17 protein-coding genes are annotated in these 22,651 nt (G+C 62.9%); 13 read left to right on the top strand and 4 right to left on the bottom strand.

The window, feature by feature from the left end:
* Positions 1 to 129 precede the first annotated feature (129 nt).
* Positions 130 to 1,200 carry a 3-deoxy-7-phosphoheptulonate synthase gene (locus QMK47_RS11740; RefSeq protein WP_320390225.1) on the top strand — a complete coding sequence of 357 codons (1,071 nt, stop codon included), beginning with the start codon at positions 130 to 132 and terminating at the stop codon, positions 1,198 to 1,200.
* A 155-nt stretch (positions 1,201 to 1,355) separates the two neighbouring features.
* Here the strand turns inward: QMK47_RS11740 and QMK47_RS11735 are convergent, their stop codons facing one another.
* Complete coding sequence (locus QMK47_RS11735) at positions 1,356 to 2,330, bottom strand: hypothetical protein (protein ID WP_320390224.1); 975 nt, start codon at positions 2,328 to 2,330, stop codon at positions 1,356 to 1,358.
* A gap of 410 nt (positions 2,331 to 2,740) precedes the next feature.
* Between QMK47_RS11735 and QMK47_RS11730 the strand changes: the two genes are divergently transcribed.
* The 10 genes from QMK47_RS11730 to QMK47_RS11685 all read left to right on the top strand — a co-directional run bounded on the left by QMK47_RS11730 (position 2,741) and on the right by QMK47_RS11685 (position 15,953).
* Positions 2,741 to 3,610, top strand: coding sequence for an esterase/lipase family protein (locus tag QMK47_RS11730; protein ID WP_253473471.1), 870 nt, complete (start codon positions 2,741 to 2,743; stop codon positions 3,608 to 3,610).
* A 97-nt stretch (positions 3,611 to 3,707) separates the two neighbouring features.
* Positions 3,708 to 3,989, top strand: a complete 282-nt coding sequence (locus QMK47_RS11725) for a peptidylprolyl isomerase (RefSeq protein ID WP_003200262.1) — start codon at positions 3,708 to 3,710, stop codon at positions 3,987 to 3,989.
* Between the two features lie 258 nt (positions 3,990 to 4,247).
* Entirely contained in the window at positions 4,248 to 6,116 is a 1,869-nt protein-coding gene (locus tag QMK47_RS11720) for an extracellular solute-binding protein (RefSeq protein ID WP_258690833.1), read from the top strand.
* Positions 6,116 to 7,174: a microcin C ABC transporter permease YejB gene (locus tag QMK47_RS11715; protein WP_253473465.1), complete on the top strand. Its 1,059-nt coding sequence runs from the start codon at positions 6,116 to 6,118 to the stop codon at positions 7,172 to 7,174. Before QMK47_RS11720 ends, QMK47_RS11715 begins: the two co-directional genes overlap by 1 nt.
* Positions 7,174 to 8,196: an ABC transporter permease gene (locus tag QMK47_RS11710; protein WP_214509108.1), complete on the top strand. Its 1,023-nt coding sequence runs from the start codon at positions 7,174 to 7,176 to the stop codon at positions 8,194 to 8,196. The genes QMK47_RS11715 and QMK47_RS11710 overlap by 1 nt, the downstream gene beginning before the upstream one ends.
* 25 nt (positions 8,197 to 8,221) lie before the next feature.
* Positions 8,222 to 9,802, top strand: coding sequence for an ABC transporter ATP-binding protein (locus tag QMK47_RS11705; RefSeq protein ID WP_253478483.1), 1,581 nt, complete (start codon positions 8,222 to 8,224; stop codon positions 9,800 to 9,802).
* A gap of 144 nt (positions 9,803 to 9,946) precedes the next feature.
* On the top strand, positions 9,947 to 11,362 hold the full coding sequence (locus QMK47_RS11700; protein WP_253473459.1) for a sigma-54 interaction domain-containing protein: 1,416 nt from the start codon (positions 9,947 to 9,949) through the stop codon (positions 11,360 to 11,362).
* 301 nt (positions 11,363 to 11,663) lie between these two features.
* Positions 11,664 to 13,055, top strand: a complete 1,392-nt coding sequence (locus tag QMK47_RS11695) for a GntP family permease (protein ID WP_253473456.1) — start codon at positions 11,664 to 11,666, stop codon at positions 13,053 to 13,055.
* 7 nt (positions 13,056 to 13,062) lie between these two features.
* On the top strand, positions 13,063 to 13,839 hold the full coding sequence (hbdH, locus tag QMK47_RS11690) for a 3-hydroxybutyrate dehydrogenase (RefSeq protein ID WP_063321984.1): 777 nt from the start codon (positions 13,063 to 13,065) through the stop codon (positions 13,837 to 13,839).
* Between the two features lie 158 nt (positions 13,840 to 13,997).
* Positions 13,998 to 15,953 (top strand): acetoacetate--CoA ligase, encoded by a 1,956-nt coding sequence (locus QMK47_RS11685; protein ID WP_320390223.1) that lies wholly within the window; start codon positions 13,998 to 14,000, stop codon positions 15,951 to 15,953.
* A 118-nt stretch (positions 15,954 to 16,071) separates the two neighbouring features.
* On the opposite strand, the gene QMK47_RS11680 is transcribed toward QMK47_RS11685, so the two are convergent.
* The gene (locus QMK47_RS11680) at positions 16,072 to 17,190 is read right to left on the bottom strand and encodes a PilT/PilU family type 4a pilus ATPase (protein WP_258690831.1); all 1,119 of its coding nucleotides are present in this window, start codon (positions 17,188 to 17,190) and stop codon (positions 16,072 to 16,074) included.
* 132 nt (positions 17,191 to 17,322) lie between these two features.
* On the opposite strand from QMK47_RS11680, the gene QMK47_RS11675 reads away from it, so the two are divergent.
* Both QMK47_RS11675 and QMK47_RS11670 read left to right on the top strand, forming a co-directional pair.
* Positions 17,323 to 19,860 (top strand): PAS domain-containing sensor histidine kinase, encoded by a 2,538-nt coding sequence (locus QMK47_RS11675; RefSeq protein ID WP_320390222.1) that lies wholly within the window; start codon positions 17,323 to 17,325, stop codon positions 19,858 to 19,860.
* Positions 19,861 to 19,908: 48 nt separating this feature from the next.
* Complete coding sequence (locus QMK47_RS11670; protein WP_003182808.1) at positions 19,909 to 20,184, top strand: peptidylprolyl isomerase; 276 nt, start codon at positions 19,909 to 19,911, stop codon at positions 20,182 to 20,184.
* 160 nt (positions 20,185 to 20,344) lie between these two features.
* Here QMK47_RS11670 and QMK47_RS11665 read toward each other — a convergent pair whose 3' ends face one another.
* Both QMK47_RS11665 and QMK47_RS11660 read right to left on the bottom strand, forming a co-directional pair.
* Positions 20,345 to 21,262, bottom strand: coding sequence for a sugar kinase (locus QMK47_RS11665; RefSeq protein ID WP_320390221.1), 918 nt, complete (start codon positions 21,260 to 21,262; stop codon positions 20,345 to 20,347).
* 152 nt (positions 21,263 to 21,414) lie between these two features.
* Positions 21,415 to 22,632, bottom strand: a complete 1,218-nt coding sequence (locus QMK47_RS11660) for an amino acid deaminase (RefSeq protein WP_320390220.1) — start codon at positions 22,630 to 22,632, stop codon at positions 21,415 to 21,417.
* Between the last annotated feature and the right edge of the window lie 19 nt (positions 22,633 to 22,651).

Here is a 22,651-nt window from a genome sequence, read left to right as displayed (position 1 = left end):
GCCTGCCGCCTCCGATCGGTCACCTACCGGTGGCAAGCCTCAATTGCGGGCCAATCCGGCCAATTGTCGAACACCCCACTAGGACCGGCGCGCGGGAATGAACCCGCTGCCCGTCCAGGAAGCCAGATCATGAATTCGTCCGTCTCCGCTTTGCCGCTGTCCACGCTCAACCCAGCCAACGAAGCCCTGACCCTGCGCCTGCCGAGCTCGGTGCAACTCAAGCACCAATTGCCGCTCAGCACCGCGTTGAGCCACCAAGTGAGCGCCCATCGCCAGGCCATCCGCGCGATCCTCGACGGTGAGGACTCCCGCCTGCTGGTCATCGTCGGCCCCTGCTCGATCCACGACCCGAAATCCGCCCTCGAATACGCCGCCAACCTGGCTCGCGTGGCCCATGAAGTGAGCGACAGCATGCTGCTGGTCATGCGCGCCTACGTGGAAAAGCCCCGCACGACCGTTGGCTGGAAAGGCCTGGCCTACGATCCTGGTCTGGATGGCAGCGATGACATGGCCGCCGGACTGACTTTGTCCCGGGAACTGATGCGCGAAATATTGCAACTGGGCTTGCCCGTCGCCACCGAACTGCTGCAACCCATGGCCGCCAGTTACTTCGACGACCTGCTCAGTTGGGTCGCCATCGGTGCGCGCACCACCGAATCGCAGATCCATCGGGAAATGGCCAGCGGCCTGGGCATGCCCGTGGGGTTCAAGAACGGCACGGACGGCGGGGTCGGCATCGCCTGCGATGCCATGCGCTCTGCCGCCCATCCCCATCGGCATTTCGGCGTGGACAGCCAGGGGCATCCGGCGATCATCCAGACGCCGGGCAACCCCGACACCCACCTGGTGCTGCGCGGCGGCCATCGCGGGCCGAACTACGACCAGCAGAGCGTCACGCAGATACACCACGACCTGACCCGCCTCAAGATACCGGCCCGGATCATGGTGGACTGCAGCCACGCCAACAGCGGCAAAGACCCGTTGCGCCAACCGCAGGTGTTCAATGACGTGCTGGAACAACGGCTGCAAGGAAACCGTTCCCTGGTCGGCATGATGCTCGAAAGCCATCTGTTCGAAGGCTGCCAGCCGCTGGGCCCGTCGATGCGCTACGGCGTCTCGGTCACCGACGGTTGCCTGGGCTGGGAGTCCACCGAGCTATTGCTGCGCGAAGCCCATCGCAAGCTGCAATTGCCAGCCTGACGGTTCCCCTCCCCTGGCGTCAGGGGTCGGCACGGCCCTTGTGGGAGCGAGCTTGCTCGCGATGGCGTCAGTTCAGGCAACATTAATGTTGCCTGACACACTGTCATCGCGAGCAAGCTCGCTCCCACACAAGCTCACTTCCACAGAGGCTGCGTTCAGCCTGGCGCACTGGAACGAACCTGGACCGTCACCCACTCGGAACGCTGGCTGACGTCATCCAGGCGCTCGACCTGATAGAACACGGCCACCGACCTGTCGCCTTGATCCTGCCAATACACCGCAGGAATCACAAAAGCGAGCGGTTGGCCTGCCGTGGCCTCGGTGATTTCGCGTTCAAGGACATAAGACGAGTTTCCGTTGCACTGCAACCAGACCAGCTCGCCCGCCTCAAGCCCGGGATCATCGATGACAATCGTCACCCCCTCTTGCAAATCGTCGACATCCAGCCACCCGTCGTTCATCTCCCGCATCCTGGGTGCCTTCAACGCAGGACGCAGCAGAGGACCGATGTGCAACGACAAGGGTTCGGCGCGGCGCACCGAATGTCCGCGCCTGACGACATAGGCCAAGGCCAGGTTGTGTCCTACATGGGGAGCGATCAGCGAATGATCGACCCAGAGCAACACCTCACGACCAACCGCATGGGCTTCTATCTCCAGCACATCGCGCCAAAGCGCGTTGGAGTCCTTGCTGGCCGCCAGGATCAACCGATCGCCGACCGCCATCCTGGCGTAGGGCCGAATCGTCACCCACGTTCCATCAGGTACCCGACTCGGATCAAGGCTGCCACCGACCGCATCGTTGGCAATGGCAGGCAGCAGTTGCGGTGATACATCGCCGATGTCCAGTTGCAGGTGTTGCGAAACCAGGATGGCCGGCAACTGTTTGCCCGTCACCTGGTAGGAGAGCTCCAGCGAGCCACCGTCCAACTCGGCGATATGCGGTTCGCGCACGACAAACACGACGTCTCGCCCTACTTGCCGCTCCGTGACGAACCCGGCCACTTCATGTCGGTAAGGCTCTCCCTCGTTGTTGAGCCCATGCCAACGCAGCAGCACCTCATCCCCGCACGCCATCATTGGATAAGGCTTGACGGTAACGACGGCCTTGCGCCAAGCGGGGTCGATCACCCCGTCCCTGGCTGCTGCCAGGACCGGTGGCGGCAGCCTTGTTCCTGAGGTTGAACGGGATCGTTGAAGAGAAGGATAAGTGATCATGTGCAGGCTCCAGTCCTTGGATGAAGGCACCGTTTGCATAACGGCGCTCGATGGCCCCATTAAAACCCGCTCGCGCCAAACCCACAGCCAGACAAGACGACAACGGCGGTGGTCCCTGGCGTTCAAAGCTGTAGCTGCAAACGACTCGGGTTATAGGAGACCTCCTACACCTTTAGCCAGCGCCGGGCTATTTCCCATTCTTCCCACTTTTTCTATTCCGGTTTCCCCGGTTCAGCGCGGTTTCTTCCTACACCGCCCATTACGGGCCTGGATTAGAGTGAAGTCGCAAATTCATCGTGAACCTCTTCGAAAAAGGTACGAACATGCAACGGAATGCAACCACTCAATTTCCCATCCTGTTGGTCCATGGGTTGTTCGGGTTTGACAGGATCGGCGGTTTCGAACTTTTCCATGGCATCAAACAAGCCCTACGCGCAGGCGGTGCCCGGGTGTTCATCCCGTACCTGTCGGCCACCCATTGCAACGAGGCCAGAGGCGAACAACTACTGGCACAAATCGATCGGGTCCTGGTCGGCACCGGTGCCGCCCGGGTCAACCTGATCGGCCACAGCCAGGGTGCGCTGTCCGCCCGGTATGCCGCCGCGCTGGCACCCGACAAAGTGGCCTCGGTCACGTCGGTCAGCGGTCCCAACCATGGTTCCGAACTGGCCGACTTCCTGCGCACGGCCCTTATCCCCGGACGCTTGCCAGGGCATGTGGCAAGAGGCGTCGCCACACTGTTCGCCGATTTCATCTCGCTGCTTGACGGGCAGGCGCAGCTATCGCCCGCCGCCGTCGCGGCGCTGGCGACGTTGACCACTGAGGGCGTGGGCGCCTTCAACGACAAATACCCCCAAGGCCTGCCAAAGAGCTGGGGTGGGAACGGCCCGGACCGGGTCAATGGCGTGCGCTACTACTCATGGAGCGGTACGTTGCGCGAGGCTACGGGGCAAGCATCGGAGCCTTTGCAGGGTTTCTGCCGGGCCTTTTCCGACTACTTCATCACCGAAGCCGAGCAGAACGACGGCCTGGTCGGGCGCTTCAGTTCGCACCTGGGCAAGGTCATTCGCTCCGACTATCCAATGGACCATATGGAGGCCATCAGCCCAGGAGCCGGCACATCACGCAAGGGTACAGACCCCACAGAGCTTTACCTGCGCCACGCCGAGCGCCTGCGCAAAGCCGGCCTTTGATCGCCGGGCCCATGGTTTTGACGCAATTTTGACAACAACCCGTCAATGAATCCGGTAGGCTCAGCACCTTTAAATTACAGCGAAAGGAATTTCCCCCATGGCCAAAGCCACTGCCCGCCACATCCTGGTTTCCACCGAAGACAAGTGCAACGAACTCAAGGCCCAGATCGAAGCTGGCGCCGATTTCGCCGAAGTTGCCAAGGCCAACTCCTCCTGCCCGTCCAGCCGTCAGGGCGGCGACCTGGGTTCGTTCGGCCCGGGCCAGATGGTCAAGGAATTCGACACCGTGGTATTCAGCGCACCGATCAATGTGGTCCAGGGCCCGGTCAAGACTCAGTTCGGCTACCACCTGCTGGAAGTCACCAGCCGCCAGGACTGATCCCGGTACAGATACCCTTCACTCAAGGGTGATGTGATTCATTATGGCGAGGGGATTTATCCCCGCTGTGGGAGCAAGGCTTGCCCGCGATGAACGATAACGCGGCTTAGCTGTTGGACCGTGGCGCGGCCATCGCGGGCAAGCCTTGCTCCCACAGGTCTTGCTCCCACAGATAAATCCCTTCTCCACAAGGGCTGGCGATCCAGGCGCCGCTCGCGTACAAATCGTGTCATCGATCACCCGGCTTTAAGGCTGACAATGCGACTGGCGTTCCCTTCCCTGCTATTGACTGCCGTGGTCCTGCTGACAGGCGCCGTCGGCGTCGATGCAGCACCGCAACATGCCCTGACCGTCTATGGCGAACCGGCCAAATACGCCGAAGGCTTCGGCCACTTCGCCTACACCAATCCCCAGGCCCCCAAAGGCGGGACCCTGCGCCGCTCGGCCGTCGAGATCGGCCACTTCGACCACATCCTGCCCTACATCGACAAAGGCATCGGCGTCAGCCAGATCGACGGGATGCTGTATTCGCCACTGGCCCAGCGCTCGCTGGATGAGCCCTATACCGTCTACGGCCTGGTGGCGCAGAAGATGGAGCGGGCCGACGATGGCCTGTCGCTGCGCTTCTACCTGAACCCGAAGGCGCGCTTCGCCGATGGCAAACCCATTACCGCCCAGGACGTGCGCTACAGCTTCGAGCTGTTGATGACCCAGGGCAGCCTGCGCTATCGCACCCAATTCGCGGCGGTCAAGGACGTCGTGGTCGAGGACGAGCGCACCGTGCGCTTCAACTTCAAGAACAACGAAAGCCGCACCCTGCCCCTGGACATCGCTACCTTGCCGGTCTTTCCCGAACATTGGTGGAAGACCCGCGACTTCGCTAACGGCGGCGGCTACGAGGCCCCGCTGGGCAGTGGCCCCTACCGGGTAAGCAAAGTCGATTCCGGGCGTAGCATTACCTTCGAACGTAATGCCGATTGGTGGGGCAAGGACCTGCCGGTCAGCCGTGGTCTCTACAATTTCGACCATTTCAGCATCGAGTATTTTGGCGACACCGATGTGGCCCGCCAGGTGCTGCGCGGCGGCGCCTATGACTACAATCGCGAGTTCTCCGCCACCGGCTATGCCATCGGCTATGACAGCCCGCCCCTGCACGACGGTCGCCTGCAAAAGGCTCACCTGGCCACCGAGGCTCCCCAGACCGCCCAGGGTTTCGTCTTCAACCTGCAAAAACCGCAGTTCCAGGATCGTCGTGTGCGCCAGGCCCTGGCGATGCTCTGGGATTTCGAATGGAGCAATCGCCAGATGATGCGCAACGTCTATGTGCGTCAGCAGAGTTACTTTTCCAACACTGAACTCGCTGCTCGAGAACTGCCCGATGCCGGCGAACGGGCGATCCTCGAGCCGTTGCGCGGACAGATTCCCGACGAAGTCTTCACCCAAGTCTTCCAGGCCCCGAAAACCGACGGCAGCGGCGTGATCCGCGACAAGCAACTGCAAGCCCTGGCGCTGCTGGAACAGGCCGGCTGGAAACCCGACGGCGACCGCTTGGTGAATGCCGAGGGCGAGCCACTGAGCTTCACGTTCCTGAACAGCCAGAACGGTATCGACCGCCTGCTGCTGCCCTATAAACGAACCCTGGCGCAAATCGGCATCGACATGAGCATCCGTCGTATCGACGCGTCCCAGTACGTCAATCGCCTCATGAGCCGCGACTACGACATGATCATCACCGGCTACCCCGTCAGCACATCGCCGGGCATGGAACTCTACAACTACTTCGGCTCGGCGGCCGCCAACGATCCGGGGGCCAACAACTACATGGCCTTGCAGAACCCGGCGGTGGACACGCTGATCGACGGGCTGGTCAAGGCCACCACCCAAGCCGACATGCTGCGTCATGCCCACGCCCTGGACCGGGTGCTGCAATGGAATTACTACTGGATCCCCAACTATTACCCGCCGGGCAGCTCGACCGTGTGGTGGAACCGCTTCGGCATCCCGAAAGTTCAGGCCAGTAATGACGAAGCCATCGAAAGCTGGTGGGAAGTGAGCACCACACCATTGACCAACGAGCAGATGCGCGCCGAACGCATCAAACGCGGCACACCCGGAGGGCCGCATTGATGTGGGCTTATATCGCGCGGCGCCTGCTGCTGATCATCCCCACGCTGGTGATTATCCTGCTGGTGAACTTCGTTATCGTGCAGGCCGCACCCGGTGGGCCGGTGGAACAGGCCATCGCCCACCTGCAAGGCATCGGCGGCACCAGTGTCGGCGGTTCAGGCAACACCATGACCAACAGCTCCCGCGCCAGTCGCGGCCTGGATCCGCAACTGATCAAGGACATCGAGAAACAATACGGCTTCGATAAACCGGCTCACGAACGCCTGTGGCTGATGCTCAGCAGCTACGCTCGCCTGGACTTCGGCAAGAGTTTCTTCCGCGGCGCAACGGTCACTGACCTGATCCTGGAAAAGATGCCGGTGACCATTTCCCTCGGGCTCTGGGCGACGCTGATCACGTACCTGGTGTCGATCCCCCTGGGCATCCGCAAGGCGGTGCGTCACGGCTCGGCATTCGATGTGTGGAGCAGCACGGCGATCATCATTGGCTATGCGATGCCGGCGTTCCTCTTCGCGATGTTCCTGATCGTGGTGTTCGCCGGCGGCACCTCGCTGAACTGGTTTCCGGTACGCGGGCTGGTGTCGGATAACTTCGAGTCACTGTCGACGCTGGGCAAGATCGCCGATTACTTCTGGCACCTGGTGCTGCCGGTCACGTCGCTGGTGATCGGCGGCTTCGCCACCCTGACGATCCTGACCAAGAACTCGTTCCTCAATGAAATCACCCGTCAGTACGTGGTCACCGCGCGAGCCAAGGGCATGAGCGAACAGCGGGTGCTCTACGGTCACGTGTTCCGCAATGCGATGCTGCTGGTGGTATCCGGCATTCCCCAGGCGTTCATCAGCGTGTTCTTTGCCGGCTCCTTGCTGATCGAGGTGATCTTCTCCCTCGACGGCCTGGGCCGCATGAGCTACGAGGCCGCAGTGTCTCGCGACTACCCGGTGGTGTTCGGCTCGTTGTTCATCTTTACGCTGTTCGGCCTGCTGATCAAACTCGTCGGCGACCTCTGCTACACCCTGGTGGACCCGCGCATCGACTTCGCCGCGAGGAACGCCTGATGTTCAAGTTTTCCCCCTTGGGCCGTCGGCGCTTCGAACGTTTCAAGAAAAATCGTCGGGGCTGGTGGTCGCTGTGGTTGTTCATCGGCCTGTTCATCCTGAGCCTGGGCGGCGAATTGATCGCCAATGACAAGCCGCTGGTGGTCAGCTACCAGGGTTCGCTGTATTTCCCGGTGTTCAAGCGCCATACCGAACAGGAATTTGGTGGGCAGCTGCCGTTCCAGGCCGACTACCGCAGCAGCTATGTGCAGAACCTGATCCACAAGGACGGCGGCTGGCTGTGGTTCCCACCGATCCCGTTCAGCGACGACACACCCAATTACGACCTCAACCAGCCGGCCCCGAGCCCACCCTCGACCGTGAACTGGCTGGGCACCGATGACCAGTCCCGGGACGTGCTGGCCCGGGTGATCTTCGGTGCGCGAGTGTCGATCCTGTTCGCCCTGGCCCTGACCGCCATCAGCACGCTGATCGGTATCGCCGCCGGTGCGTTGCAGGGGTATTACGGTGGCTGGGTGGATCTGCTCGGGCAACGCTTGCTGGAAGTCTGGTCCGGGCTGCCGGTGCTCTACTTGCTGATCATCTTGTCCGGCTTCGTGGAGCCGAACTTCTGGTGGCTGCTGGGGATCATGGCGCTGTTTTCCTGGCTGGCCCTGGTGGACGTGGTCCGCGCCGAGTTCCTGCGCGGGCGCAACCTGGAATACGTGAAAGCCGCCCGGGCCCTGGGCTTGTCGGACCGCAAGGTGATCGTGCGGCATATCCTGCCCAACGCGATGAACGCCACCCTGAGCTATCTGCCCTTCATCCTCACCGGGGCGATCTCCACCCTCACCGCCCTGGATTTCCTCGGCTTCGGCATGCCGGCCGGCAGCGCGTCGCTGGGGGAACTGATCGCCCAGGGCAAGCAAAACCTGCAAGCGCCGTGGTTGGGGCTGACGGCGTTTTTCACCCTGGCGCTGATTCTTTCTCTACTGGTGTTTATCGGCGAGGCGTTGCGAGACGCGTTCGACCCACGATCATGAAACGGCCATGAAGCAGAACCTTGAGATGAGCGACAACCTGATCGAAATCCGCGACCTGAGCGTGGCCTTCAACGACCAGACGGTGGTGCGCAACCTGTGCCTGGACATCCGCCCCGGCGAGTGCCTGGCCCTGGTGGGCGAGTCCGGCTCCGGCAAGTCGGTGACGGCCCACTCGATCCTGCAATTGCTGCCCGAGACAGAAGCCCGCACCACCGGCAGCATTCGCTATCGCGGCCAGGAACTGCTGGGCGCCGAGGCCAAGACGCTGCGGGAGTTGCGCGGCAACCGGATCGCGATGATCTTCCAGGAGCCGATGACCTCGCTGAACCCGCTGCACAGCGTCGAGAAGCAGATCGGTGAAACCCTGATGCTGCACCGGGGCCTGGGCGGCAAGGCGGCGCGCCAGCGCATTCTGGAACTGCTGGCCCTGGTGGGTATCCAGAAACCAGCCGAACGCCTCAAGGCCTATCCCCATCAACTGTCCGGCGGCCAGCGGCAACGGGTGATGATCGCCATGGCCCTGGCCTGCGAGCCGGAGCTGTTGATCGCCGACGAACCGACCACCGCGCTGGACGTGACCGTGCAGCGCAAGATCCTGCTGCTGCTCAAGTCGTTGCAGCAACGGCTCGGCATGTCCTTGCTGCTGATCAGCCACGACCTCAACCTGGTGCGCAGCATCGCCCAACGGGTGTGCGTGATGAAGGCGGGAGAAATCGTCGAACAGGCGCCTTGCGAAACCCTGTTCAGCGCACCGAAACATCCCTACAGCTGCGAACTGCTGCACGCCGAACCGGAAGGCGAAGCCCTGCCCCGGGACGAGCGCGAAAACGTGTTGCAGGTACAGGACCTGCGCGTGAGCTTTCCCTTGGGCGGCGGGCTGTTCCGGCGCAAGGAATACTTGCGCGCCGTGGACGGTATCAGCCTGAGCATCCAGCGCGGCAAGACCCTGGGTATCGTCGGCGAGTCCGGTTCCGGCAAGTCCACGCTCGGCCAGGCGATCCTGCGGCTGATCGACTCCGAAGGCAGCATCCACTTCCAGGGCCAGGCCCTCGATCAGCTGTCGCACAAGGCGCTGCGGCCATGGCGCAAGCAGATGCAGGTGGTGTTCCAGGACCCGTTCGGCAGCCTCAGCCCGCGCATGTCGGTGCAGCAGATCATCAGCGAGGGCCTGGAGGTCCACCAGCCTTCCAGCCCCGAACAGTGTGAAGCCCGAGTGATCCAGGCCCTCAAGGAGGTCGGCCTCGACCCTTCGACCCGTCATCGCTACCCCCACGAGTTCTCCGGCGGCCAGCGCCAGCGCATCGCCATTGCCCGGGCCTTGGTGCTCAAGCCAGCGTTGATTCTGCTGGACGAACCCACCTCGGCACTGGACCGCACCGTGCAGAAACAAGTCGTCGCCCTGCTCCGTCAGCTCCAGGAGAAGTACGACTTGACCTACCTGTTCATCAGCCACGACCTGGCGGTGGTCCGTGCCTTGGCCCACGACATGATCGTGATCAAGGACGGCAAAGTGGTCGAACAAGGCGCCAGTCATGACGTGTTCGACTCGCCCCAGCATCCTTATACGAAGGAGCTGTTGGCGGCGGCGCATCCGGGGTGGGCATAATGCGGCGCATGGCATAGCTTCGTGTCGCACCCATCGCGAGCAAGCTCGCTCCCACAGTGGTCTGCGTCGCACTGAAGATCAACTGTGGGAGCGAGCTTGCTCGCGATGAGGACCTGACAAGCAACACACAATCCGGACCCGACCATGAACCCCACCGAAAGCCTCAAGGATTACAAGCGCGTCCGCACGCTGGCGATCCGTTCGTTGTTCGAAATCATCGAGCAGTCCAGCGAAGGCACGGTGATTGTCGATCGTGACGCGAATATCGTCTGGATGAACGAACGCTACGCCCGCCGCTTCGGCCTGAACTCGGCGCAGGAGGCGATTGGCCGGGCGTGCGAAAGCGTGATTCCCGGCAGCCTGCTGCGTGAAGTGGTGCGCACCGGGCGCCCGATCCTGCTGGACATGCAGGACACGCCCAAGGAACCCCTGGTGGTGATGCGCCTGCCGATCCACGACAGCGCGGGTGCGGTGATCGGTGCCATCGGCTTTGCCTTGTTCGATGAGTTGCGCAGCCTGTCCCCGATGCTCAAGCGCTACCTGAGCATGCAGGAAGAACTGGCCTCCACCCGCTCGCTGCTGCGGGCGCGCCAGACCAAGTACAACTTTGCCCATTTCATTGGCACCAGCAACGCCGGCCTTGAGGTCAAGCGTCGCGCCCGGCGCAGCGCCAGCGCCGATTCGCCGGTGCTGCTGCTCGGCGAAACCGGCACCGGCAAGGAACTGCTGGCCCAGGCCATCCACAGTGCTTCGCCGCGCGCCCACAAGGCGTTCGTCAGCATCAACAGCGCAGCGATTCCTGAATCGCTGCTGGAAGCCGAATTCTTCGGCACCGCGCCAGGGGCGTTTACCGGGGCCGACCGCAAGGGCCGCGCCGGCAAACTGCAGATCGCCCAGGGCGGTACGCTGTTCCTCGACGAGATCGGTGACATGCCGCTGCCGCTGCAAAGCAAACTGCTGCGCGTGCTCCAGGAAAAGGAATACGAACCGGTGGGCTCCAACGAGGTGCTGCAAAGCGACGTGCGCATAATCGCCGCCACCTCCATGGACCTGGAAGCGGCGATCAAGCGCGGAGAGTTCCGCGCCGACCTGTATTACCGCCTCAACGTGCTGCCGATCCAGGTCCCGCCGTTGCGCGAACGCCTGGAGGACTTGCCGGCCCTGAGCGAAGCGATCCTTGAAGAACTGCGCAGCCAGCATGAACTGAACCACGCCGCCCTCGACCTGCTGCGGCAACATGCCTGGCCGGGCAACATCCGCGAACTGCGCAACGTGCTGGAACGGGCCGCGCTGCTCAGTGATGACCTGGTGCTCACGGCGCCAGACATCCGCGCTGCCATCGGCACGTTCATACCGGTAACCCACACGGCAAGCCCGAGCCTGGAACCGTTGCCGCAAGAAACTTTCAGCCAGGCCCGGGCGCGCTTCGACCGACAGTTGATCGAAACCACCCTTGCGCAATGCGGGGGCAAAGTGGTTGAAGCGGCCGAGCGGTTGGGGTTGGGACGGTCGACGTTGTACAAGAAGATGGTGGCGTTGGGGATTGCCGAGTCTCAATAGAGAGACTCAATTCTCAAAATATAGACTTGTGCTTTTGGAGCGCTTTGCGCTCATCGCGAGCAAGCTCGCTCCCACCAGGTATTGGGGTTCTTCTGAAGTACGCGGTCAACTGTGGGAGCGAGCCTGCTCGCGATGAGGCCTGCACACCCAAAAAAATCTCAAAACAGAGACAAACAGTCCCTCCTCACCCTAAAACAGCAAATAAAGTCTTTATATTTCAGCCAGTTACACACCTGGCACAAAACTCGCTAAAGCCCCCTCCACAGCTTCACCACAACAATAACAATCCAGGAGACACACCATGAGTGTGATCATTGCCTTGGCAGCCCTCACGCTGCTGATGGTCGCCGCCTACCGTGGCTACAGCGTTATCCTCTTTGCCCCCATCGCCGCTCTCGGCGCCGTCCTGCTCACCGACCCGTCCGCCGTAGCTCCCGCCTTCACCGGGGTGTTCATGGAAAAAATGGTCGGCTTCATCAAACTGTATTTCCCGGTGTTCCTGCTCGGCGCAGTGTTCGGCAAGTTGATCGAGCTGTCGGGCTTCTCCCGCTCCATCGTCGCCGCGGCGATTCGCTTGCTGGGGACGCGCCAGGCCATGCTGGTGATCGTGCTGGTCTGTGCCTTGCTGACCTATGGCGGCGTGTCGCTGTTCGTCGTGGTGTTCGCGGTGTACCCGTTCGCCGCCGAGATGTTCCGCCAGAGTAATATCCCCAAGCGCCTGATCCCGGCCACCATCGCCCTCGGCGCGTTCTCGTTCACCATGGACGCCCTGCCCGGCACGCCGCAGATCCAGAACATCATCCCCAGCACGTTCTTCAACACCACGGCCTGGGCCGCACCGTGGCTGGGTGTGATCGGTACGATCTTCGTGTTCAGCCTCGGCATGCTGTTCCTGCAACGCCAGCGCAACAAGGCCCAGCGCGTGGGCGAAGGCTACGGCACCGAGTTGCGCAACGAGCCGGAAACCGCCGAAGACATCAAGCTGCCGAACCCCTGGATCGCCGTTTCGCCACTGCTGGCGGTAGGGCTCATGAACCTGTTGTTCACCCAGTGGATTCCCCAGTGGTATGGCAAGACCCACAGCCTGGCGCTGCCGGGCATGGCGACGCCAGTGACCAGCGACATCGCCAAGCTCACCGCGATCTGGGCGGTGCAGGCGGCGTTGCTGGTGGGCATCATCATGGTCCTGCTGTTCGGTTTCCGGGCCATTCGCAGCAAACTCGCCGAAGGCAGCAAGAGCGCCGTGGGCGGCGCGTTGCTGGCGGCGATGAACACTGCGTCGGAATATGGCTTCGGCGCGGTCATCGCATCCTTGCCGGGTTTCCTGGTGCTGGCCGACTGGCTCAAGAGCATTCCCAACCCACTGGTCAACGAAGCAGTGACCGTCACGCTGCTGGCGGGCATCACCGGCTCCGCCTCGGGAGGCATGAGCATCGCTTTGGCGGCGATGTCCGAAACCTTTATCAACGCTGCCCACGCCGCCAACATTCCCCTGGAGGTATTGCACCGGGTGGCGGCCATGGCCAGCGGCGGCATGGACACCCTGCCGCACAACGGCGCGGTGATTACCCTGCTGGCGGTGACCGGGCTGACCCACCGCGAAGCCTATAAAGACATTTTCTGCATTACGCTGATCAAGACCCTCGCGGTCTTCGTGGTGATCGGTGTGTTCTACGCCACTGGCATTGTGTGAGGTTCCCATGACAACCACTCTTTCGGGCAAGACCGCCCTGGTCACCGGCTCTACCAGCGGCATCGGCCTGGGCATTGCCCTGAGCCTGGCCAAGGCCGGGGCCAACCTGATCCTCAACGGCTTTGGCGATGCCTCGGCGGTGATCGCCGAGGTGAAACAGTTCGGTGGCAAGGTCGGTCATCATCCGGCCGATGTCAGCGACCCGGCGCAGATCGCCGACATGCTCGCCTACGCCGAGCGCGAGTTCGGCGGCGTGGACATCCTGGTGAACAACGCCGGAATCCAGCACGTGGCCGCCGTGGAGGATTTCCCGGTGGAGCGCTGGGACTCGATCATTGCCATCAACCTGTCCTCGGTGTTCCACGCCACCCGCCTGAGCCTGCCGGGCATGCGTGCCAAGGGCTGGGGGCGGATTATCAACGTCGCCTCGGTGCACGGCCAGGTCGGCTCGGTGGGCAAGGCGGCGTATGTCGCGGCCAAGCATGGGGTGATCGGCTTGACCAAGGTGGTCGGCCTGGAAACCGCCACCAGCAACGTGACCTGCAACGCCATTTGCCCGGGCTGGGTGCTGACGCCACTGGTGCAAAAACAGATCGACGATCGCATTGCCGCCGGCGTCGATCCGCAACAGGCACAGCACGATCTATTGGCCGAGAAACAGCCGTCCCTGGAATTCGTCACCCCGCCGCAACTGGGGGAACTGGTGCTGTTCCTGTGCAGCGAAGCCGGCAGCCAGGTGCGCGGCGCGGCGTGGAATATCGATGGTGGGTGGTTGGCTCAATAACCCTCACTACTGGATACTGATCGTTCCCATGCTCTGCGTGGGAATGCAGACAGGGACGCTCTGCGTCCCAAGAACGGAACGCGGAGCGTCCCCAGAGGCATTCCCACGCAGAGCGTAGGAACGATCGTCAGGCCCGACAAAAGAATAAGAGGCACCCCATGTCCGACATCCTCTGGCAACCCAGCCCCGAACGCATCGCCCAGTCGCGCATGAACGCCTTTCGCCAGTTCGTCAACGCGCGACATCACCTGCAACTGCACGACTACCCGGCCCTGCACGCCTGGAGCATCGACCAGCGCGAAGCCTTCTGGCAGGCCATTGTCGATTTCTTCGAGATTCGCTTTCACCAAGCGCCCGACGCGGTGTTGGTGGAAGGTTCGCAAATGCCCAGCGCCCAGTGGTTCCCTGGCGCCACACTGAACTTCGCCGAGCACCTGCTGCGCCGCCGCGATGACGCCGTCGCGGTGGTGGCGCTCGACGAAAACGGCGGCCAGGAACAACTGACCTGGGCCGAACTCGCCGCCCATGTCGCTGGCCTGCAAACAAGCCTGAAAGCCGCTGGCGTCACCCTGGGCGATCGAGTTGCCGCTTGCCTGCCCAACACCTGGCAGACCCTGGTCGGCATGCTCGCCACCACCAGCCTGGGCGCTATCTGGTCGTGCTCGTCACCGGACTTCGGTACCCAAGGCGTCATCGACCGGTTCGGCCAGATCGAACCCAAGGTGCTGATCACCTGCGCCGGTTATCGCTATGCTGGCAAGGTCATCGACCAGCGAGCCAAGGTCAACGAAATCCTTGAACGGCTACCGTCGCTGCAGCAACTGATCGTGTTGCCTTATGCCCAGCCTGACGCCCGCGTCGAAGACTTCAAGACCCCGGCCGCTGTCGCCTTGTGGAGCGACTTTTATCAAAGCGGTGGCGAACCGGCGTTCGTCAGCGTGCCCTTCGATCACCCTCTATACATCCTGTATTCCAGCGGCACGACCGGGGTGCCGAAATGCATCGTCCATGGCACCGGTGGCGTGCTGCTGCAACACGTCAAGGAACATGGCCTGCATGTCGACCTCGGGCCCGAGGATCGGCTGTTCTACTACACGACCTGCGGTTGGATGATGTGGAACTGGCTGGTGTCGGCCCTCGCCGTGGGCAGCACGGTGGTGCTCTACGATGGTTCGCCGTTCCACCCCGGCCCCGAGCGCTTGCTGGACCTGATCGACCAGCAGCGCATCAGCGTCTTCGGCACCAGCCCCAAGTTCCTCGCTGCCCTGGAAAGCGAGGGCCTCAAGCCACGCCAGACGCACCGTTTGGACAGTCTGAAAACCCTGCTCTCCACCGGTTCGGCGCTGGCCCCCCATAGCTACGATTACGTGTACCGCGACCTCAAGGCCGATGTCTGCCTGGCCTCGATGTCTGGCGGCACCGACATTGTGTCGTGCTTCGTCAACGGCAACCCGCTGTCGCCGGTGCGCCGGGGCGAGATGCAGGGCAAGAGCCTGGGCATGGCCGTGCAGGTCTGGAACGAGGCCGGCAACCCGGTCATTGGTGAAAAAGGTGAGTTGGTGTGCACCCGGCATTTCCCGGCGATGCCCATTGGTTTGTGGAACGACCCTCGGCAGGAAAAGCTTCGCGCCTCCTACTTCGCCCAGTTTCCCGGCGTGTGGGCCCAAGGCGACTACGCCGAGGAACTGCCCCACGGCGGTTTCCTGATCCATGGCCGCTCCGATGCCGTGCTCAACCCTGGCGGCGTGCGCATCGGCACCGCGGAAATCTATCGGCAGGTGGAAAAAGTCGAGCAAGTGCTGGACTGCGTCGCCATCGGCCAGCAATGGCAGGGCGATGTCCGGGTGGTGCTGTTCGTGCGCCTGCGCGATGGCGTGACACTGGATGAAGCCTTGGCGCAACGGATCCGCCAGGTTATCCGGGCCAACACCACACCGCGTCATGTACCGGCGAAGATCCTCGCGGTCAGTGATATTCCGCGAACCATCAGCGGCAAGGTGGTGGAGCTGGCGGTGCGCAATGTGGTGCATGGCGAGGTGGTGAAGAACACCGATGCCTTGGCCAACCCTGGGGCTTTGGAGCAGTTTCGGGATCGGCCGGAGCTGGCGAGCTGACCGTCAGGGCCTCATCGCGAGCAAGTTCGCTCCCACATGGGTCTGCCAATCACCGCAGATCCACTGTGGGAGCGAGCTTGCTCGCGATGAACGATAACGCGGTTTCCCTTTAAAACAATCAATCCATCAACCCCCACTCACCCGCCGCCGGATCGACCGGTGGCGCCGCCGCCCCCGACTCGCTATGCAACTTCAACCGCAACCGCAGGTTGTTCGCCGAGTCGGCATTCTTCAGCGCTTCTTCCTCATCGATGGCGCCTTCGACCACCAGGTTGAACAGCGCGTGATCAAAGGTTTGCATCCCCAGTTCCTCTGACTTCTCCATGATGCCCTTGAGCTCGCCGAGCTCGTTGCGCCGGATCAGGTCGGCCACCGTCGGCGAGCCCAGCATGACCTCCACCGCCGCTCGTCGCTGGCCGGTGCGGGTACGCACCAGGCGCTGGGAGACGAACGCCTTGAGGTTGTTGCCCAGGTCAATGAGCAACTGCGGCCGGCGTTCTTCCGGGAAGAAATTGATCACCCGGTCCAGGGCCTGGTTGGCGTTATGGGCATGCAAGGTGGAAATCACCAGGTGCCCGGTGTCGGCAAACGCCAAGGCATGCTCCATGGTTTCCCGGTCGCGGATTTCGCCGATCAGCACCACGTCCGGCGCCTGGCGCAGGGTGTTTTTCAGGGCTGCATGGAAACTGCGGGTGTCGACACCGACTTCCCGTTGATTGATGATGGATTTCTTGTGCCGATGGATATACTCCACCGGGTCCTCGATGGTGATGATGTGGCCGCTGCTGTTGCGATTGCGGTAATCGATCAGCGCCGCCAGGGAGGTCGACTTGCCCGAGCCTGTCGCACCGACGAACAGCATCAGCCCCTGTTTCTGCATGATGGTGTCTAAAAGCACTCGAGGCAGTTTCAGGTCTTCGAAGCGCGGGATGTCCAGCTTGACGTTGCGAATCACCATGGACACGTCATTGCGCTGCTTGAAGATATTGACCCGGAACCGCCCGACACCGGCCAGGGAGATCGCCAGGTTCATTTCCAACTCCCGATCGAACTCAAGGCGCTGTTCGGCGTCCATCAGAGACTCGGCGAGCCTGGCAATGTCGCCGACCTTGAACGCCTCGTTACCCAAGGGCTTGATCACCCCCTCGAAGCGCGCGCACGGTGGCGCACCCGTGGACATGTAAAGGTCGGAACCATTCTGGCTCGCCAGGATTCGCAACAACGGATCGATTTCCATGGACTGAAACTTCCGCGAGACATCAATGAAACAAGCTGAGCCGAACATGAACCCCTTCAGACCCACCCGCATGTACCCTCTTCTGAGGATAGTCGACGCCGTGGCACAGACACGACAGCCAGGGGTCGCCTGATGAACGCGACACCCGCCGGCAGCGATACACAGCGCCTGATCAGCCAGATGGACTGGGCCCTGACCCCGCTGGGCGCTGCCCAGAACTGGCCCCAGAGCCTGCGCACCGCCGTGGACATCATGCTCCATTCGCCCATGGCGATGGCCTTGCTGTGGGGACCGCAGCTGTCCCATCTCTACAACGACGCCTTCGGCCGACTGGCCGGTGACAAGCACCCCCGGGCATTCGGCCGACCGACCCATACAGCATGGCCCGAACTCAAGAGTACGACCGAAGGGATTTATCACCGTGTGTTGCAAGGCCAGACACACTCCTGCCGCGACCAGCAATGGCGCGTGCCCTTCGCCGGCCGTCTCTGTGATGTCTGGCTGGACCTGACCTACAGCCCGGTGCGTGACGAAAGCGGCAGCGTCGCCGGCATCCTGGTCACCGCCATCGAGACCAGCGAACGACGCCGCCTGGCCATGGAGTTCGAACGCCGCTCCGAGGCCAGCCTCAAGGCCCAACATGAAAGCGAAGAGCGCCTGCAACTGGCCCTGGCCGCCGCCGACGCGCTGGGCACCTGGGACTGGGACATCAGCGAAGACCGCTTTATTGCCGATGCGCACTTCGCCCTGTTGCATGGCGTCGACCCCAGCCTGTCCCGCCAGTTGCCCATCAGTGCCTACCTCGAAGGCGTGCACCCCGAGGACCGGGCGATGGTTGCCCGCAGCATCAAGCACTGCATCACCCACGGCACCGAATACGCCGAGGAGTACCGACTGCTGCAGCCCGACGATGAGTTGCGCTGGGTATACGTGCGCGGCCGTTGCTACAAGGATCGCCACGGCCGGCCCAAGCGTTTTCTTGGCGCGGCGCTGGACCTGACCGAACGCAAGCGCACCGAGCAAGCCCTGCGCCAGAGCCAGACCGAGCTGCAGCTGATCATCAATGCGATGCCGATCCTCATCAGCTACGTGGACCGCGAAGAGCGTTTCCGGCTGAACAATAGCGCTTACCTGGACTGGTACGGCCTGACCCCGCAGGAGCTCTACGGCAAGACCATCCGCGAAGTGCTCGGTGAAGAGGCCTATGCCGCCCGCGCCCAACAGATCGCCGATGCCCTGGCCGGCAAGCCGTGCAGCTTCACCGTGCAGATGGACCATCGCGACGGGCGCCCGCGCCATTCGCTGATCAACTACCTGCCTCGCCATGGGGCGGACGGTGCGGTGAACGGTTTCTACATCTTCGTGATCGACGAAACCGAGAGCCGGAAAACCGAGGAGGCCCTGCGCAACCTCAACGAAACACTGGAAGAACGCGTCATTGCCCGTACCCAGCAACTGGCCGAAGCCAATCACCGGCTGCAAAGCGAGATGTTCGAACGCGAGCGCGCCGAGGAAGCCCTGCGCCATGCGCAGAAAATGGAAGCTGTGGGCCAGCTCACGGGCGGCATTGCCCATGACTTCAACAATATGCTCACCGGCATCCTCGGCAGCCTCGACCTGATGCAACGCTACATCGCCGCTGGCCGCACTGACGAGATCGGGCGCTTCACCGAAGCGGCGGTGTCCTCGGCCAACCGCGCCGCGGCCCTGACCCATCGGCTGCTGGCTTTTTCCCGACGCCAGTCCCTGGACCGCAAACCGCTGGACGCCAACGAGCTGGTGCACTCGCTCGAAGACCTGCTGAGCCGCACCACTGGCGATCACATCGGGCTGCGGCTGCAACTGGCCAGCGAACTGTGGCCGGTCAACACCGACGCCAGCCAGTTGGAAAACGCCCTGCTCAACCTGGTGATCAACGCCCGCGATGCCATGCCCGAGGGCGGCGAACTGATCGTCGAAACCGCCAATGTCTATCTCGACGCTACGGACATCAACACCCTGGAGCCGGTCAAGGCCGGGGATTACGTGATGATCGCCGTCAGCGACAACGGCAGCGGCATGACCCCCGCCGTGCTGGCCAAGGCTTTCGATCCGTTCTTCACCACCAAGCCCATCGGCCAGGGCACCGGCCTGGGCTTGTCGATGATCTACGGCTTTGCCCAGCAGTCGGGTGGGCACCTCAACCTCGACAGTGTGCCGGGCCAAGGCACGCGGGTGCAGTTGTACCTGCCGCGCTTGCACGTTTCGCCGACCCAACCACCCGAGACGCCCGAGACGGTCGTCGTACCGCCGGCCATCGCCGGGGAGACCGTGTTGCTGGTGGAGGATGAACCCGCCGTGCGCATGCTGGTGCTCGACCTGTTGCAGGCCTTGGGCTACACCGCTCTCGAAGCCCGGGACGCCGTGACCGCGCTTCCCGTGCTGGAATCGGACCAGCGCATCGACCTGCTGGTGACCGATGTCGGGCTACCGGGCATGAATGGCCGGCAACTGGCGGAAATCGCCCGCCAGCACCGCCCGGGGTTGAAAGTGCTGTTCATGACCGGCTACGCGCAGAAAGCCGCCGAACGCCAGGGATTCCTCGACCAGGGCATGGACATGGTCGCCAAGCCCTTCACCCTCGATCTGCTGGCCCACAAGATTCGGACGATGATCAACCATGGCAACTGACTTGAGGCATAATCGCCGCCCCGTCGCACCGTTCAGGTCACCGCAGCAATGAAAGCCCAAGCCCGCCATATCCTGGTGAAAACCGCCGAAGAAGCCGAACAGCTCAAGCAACGCATCGCCAAGGGCGAAGCTTTCGACGTGCTGGCCAAGAAATACTCCACCTGCCCTTCGGGCAAACGCGGCGGCGATTTGGGTGAAGTCAGGCCGGGGCAGATGGTCGGCGTGATCGATGCGGTGATTTTCAAGAAACCGCTGCGGGTGGTGCATGGGCCGATCAAGAGCAAGTTCGGGTATCACTTGGTGCAGGTGTTCTACCGGGATTGAAGTGATATTGCCCTGACAACCCGCCCTTGTGGCGAGGGAGCTTGCTCCCGCTCGGCTGCGCAGCAGTCGCAAAAATGGGCCTGCTTCGCAGGCCAGCGGGAGCAAGCTCCCTCGCCACAACAGCCCCCCTTGCCACAGGACACCTCTGGCTTGCGGGTAATCAGTCCTTGGGCATCAACGCCCCCGGCACCTGGATCACCCGGCTCGCCAACAGGTGCCCCGCCTCGGCCGCCTCCGCCGGGCTACCGCCCAGCAAACGACTCGCCAGGTACGCGGCGCTGAAGGAATCCCCCGCCGCCGTGGTGTCCACAACGTGCTCGACCCGCAGGGCAGGGACTTCATAAGGCTGGCCGTCGCAACGAATCAGGCAGGCCTCGGCACCGCGCTTGAGCACCACCTCGGGCGTGCCGAGCTGCGCATAGGCGGCGAACACCGCCTCACTGTCGGCATGACCGAACAATGCCTGCTCGTCCTCAACGGTCAGCAGCGCCAGCTCCACATAGGGCAAGACGCTGCGATACGCCGCCCGCGCCGCTTCGATCGAGGCCCAGAGCCGGGGCCGGAAGTTATTGTCGAACACCACCAGCGCCCCGCGCCGACGCGCTTCGACCAGGGTTTCGATGAGTTTGCCACGCCCCTGCTCGCCGAGCACCGCCAGGGTCACGCCGCTGAAATACAGCACATCGTAATCCAGTAACGCGGCCAGGATCGGCCCGGCGGCCGGGGTGGTAAAACAATCGCGCACCGCCGCCTCGTTGCGCCAGTACAGGAATCGCCGCTCCCCCGCCGCGTCAGTCTGGATGCAATACAAACCCGGCAGGCGTCCAGGCAAGCGCTGGACCCGTTGCAGCCCGATGTTCTCGGCGGCCCAGTTTTCACACATGGCATCGCTGAAACTGTCGTCGCCCAAGGCGGTGACATAATCCACCGCGCCCCTGTCGCCCAAGGCGCGGGACAGGTACACCGCCGTGTTCAGGGTGTCGCCACCGAAGCTTTGCAGCAGGCTGCCGTCGGCGCGTTGTTGCAGTTCGATCATGCATTCGCCGATCAGGGCGATGCGGGGTTTGGGGTTGCTCATGGATGATCCTGGATTTGGTGGTGTCTGGCAGGCTGCTATCGCGAGCAAGCCTTGCTCCCACAGGGGATCTTGGGTAAACACCCATTTTGTGTTCACAGTCGATCAATGTGGGAGCAAGGCTTGCCCGCGATAGCCGCAACTCGGTTCAAAGGCTAGAAACAAGTCTCCATGCTCTCCACCACCCGCAACTGCTCATCCACCAGGCACCCCACCCGCCACTTGTCGAACGTCAGGCACGGATGTGAAGTACCGAACGAGATGATGTCCCCGACCCGCAACTCAACCCCCGCCGCTACCGTCATGAACGCATGCTGGTCCATCACCGCCGTCACCTTGCAGGCACTCACATCGTCACCCGCCAGTGAGTCGGATCCGGGCTGGTAGCGCTTGAGGGGCACCGGCAAGCCAGCGTCGTACGCCACGTCGCGCTTGCCCAGGGCGATCACCGCGAAGCCCGGATCCGGCAGCGATTGCACATGGGCCCAGACTTCCAGCGCCGGGCGCAGGCCTTCATGCAGGTCGCTGCGACGCTCCAGCACGCAGCACTGCGCCTCTTTGTAGATGCCATGGTCATGGGCCACGTAGCTGCCAGGGCGCAGCACGCTGAGGAACCGTCCGTGGGCATTCTGGGCTTCGAAGGATTCGGCGATCAGGTCGTACCAGGCCGACCCCGAGGCGGTGATGAACGGTTTGTCGATGGCAAACGCGCCGTTGTCCTGCAACTGCACCGCCAACCGCACCAGGGACGCCGCGAACGCACGAATGCCACTGATGGCGTGGTCACCGTGGATCACCCCTTCGTAGCCTTCGATGCCGGTCAACGCCAACGCCGGTTGCGCCTGGATCGCCTCGGCCAGGGCCAACACCTCGGCTTCGGTCCGGCAGCCACACCGCCCGCCGACCACGCCGTACTCGATCATCACATTGAGCCGTACGCCGCTAGAGGCGAAGTAAGCGCCCAGGTCAGCGACGTTGTCCGGATGATCGACCAGGCAGTGGAATTCGAACGCCGGGTCGGCGAGCAAATCGGCAATCAGCGCCATGTTCGGCGTGCCCACCAATTGGTTGGCCATCAACACCCGGCGCACGCCATGGGCGTAAGCGGCACGGGTCTGCGCGGCGCTGGCGAGGGTCAGGCCCCAGGCGCCGGCCTCCAGTTGCCGGCGAAACAGCGCGGGGGTCATGCTGGTCTTGCCGTGGGGCGCCAGCTCGGCACCGCTGCGGGTGACGAAATCTTGCATCCAGCGGATGTTGTGCTCCAGCGCCGCGCGATGCAGTACCAGCGCCGGCAGGCTGACGTCCCGTAGCAGGTGGGCACCGACGGTGGCGGCGCCCTTCTCGACGCCGGCATTAAGGATGGCGGAAGGCATGTTCGAACTCCTCGCACAC

The organism is Pseudomonas sp. P9_35 (assembly GCF_034008205.1).
GTDB classification, from domain to species: Bacteria; Pseudomonadota; Gammaproteobacteria; order Pseudomonadales; family Pseudomonadaceae; genus Aquipseudomonas; species Aquipseudomonas kilonensis.
Note: the sequence above shows the minus strand (reverse complement) of the source record. Positions and strands in the feature narration are given on the sequence as shown.

Excerpts from the sequence above, each read along its gene's own strand:
- QMK47_RS11740 (WP_320390225.1), top strand. The coding sequence starts at position 130 with ATGAATTCGTCCGTCTCCGCTTTGCCGCTGTCCACGCTCAACCCAGCC.
- QMK47_RS11730 (WP_253473471.1), top strand. The coding sequence starts at position 2,741 with ATGCAACGGAATGCAACCACTCAATTTCCCATCCTGTTGGTCCATGGG.
- QMK47_RS11725 (WP_003200262.1), top strand. The coding sequence starts at position 3,708 with ATGGCCAAAGCCACTGCCCGCCACATCCTGGTTTCCACCGAAGACAAG.
- QMK47_RS11720 (WP_258690833.1), top strand. The coding sequence starts at position 4,248 with ATGCGACTGGCGTTCCCTTCCCTGCTATTGACTGCCGTGGTCCTGCTG.
- QMK47_RS11715 (WP_253473465.1), top strand. The coding sequence starts at position 6,116 with ATGTGGGCTTATATCGCGCGGCGCCTGCTGCTGATCATCCCCACGCTG.
- QMK47_RS11710 (WP_214509108.1), top strand. The coding sequence starts at position 7,174 with ATGTTCAAGTTTTCCCCCTTGGGCCGTCGGCGCTTCGAACGTTTCAAG.
- QMK47_RS11705 (WP_253478483.1), top strand. The coding sequence starts at position 8,222 with ATGAGCGACAACCTGATCGAAATCCGCGACCTGAGCGTGGCCTTCAAC.
- QMK47_RS11700 (WP_253473459.1), top strand. The coding sequence starts at position 9,947 with ATGAACCCCACCGAAAGCCTCAAGGATTACAAGCGCGTCCGCACGCTG.
- QMK47_RS11695 (WP_253473456.1), top strand. The coding sequence starts at position 11,664 with ATGAGTGTGATCATTGCCTTGGCAGCCCTCACGCTGCTGATGGTCGCC.
- hbdH (WP_063321984.1), top strand. The coding sequence starts at position 13,063 with ATGACAACCACTCTTTCGGGCAAGACCGCCCTGGTCACCGGCTCTACC.
- QMK47_RS11685 (WP_320390223.1), top strand. The coding sequence starts at position 13,998 with ATGTCCGACATCCTCTGGCAACCCAGCCCCGAACGCATCGCCCAGTCG.
- QMK47_RS11680 (WP_258690831.1), bottom strand. The coding sequence starts at position 17,190 with ATGGAAATCGATCCGTTGTTGCGAATCCTGGCGAGCCAGAATGGTTCC.
- QMK47_RS11675 (WP_320390222.1), top strand. The coding sequence starts at position 17,323 with ATGAACGCGACACCCGCCGGCAGCGATACACAGCGCCTGATCAGCCAG.
- QMK47_RS11670 (WP_003182808.1), top strand. The coding sequence starts at position 19,909 with ATGAAAGCCCAAGCCCGCCATATCCTGGTGAAAACCGCCGAAGAAGCC.
- QMK47_RS11665 (WP_320390221.1), bottom strand. The coding sequence starts at position 21,262 with ATGAGCAACCCCAAACCCCGCATCGCCCTGATCGGCGAATGCATGATC.
- QMK47_RS11660 (WP_320390220.1), bottom strand. The coding sequence starts at position 22,632 with ATGCCTTCCGCCATCCTTAATGCCGGCGTCGAGAAGGGCGCCGCCACC.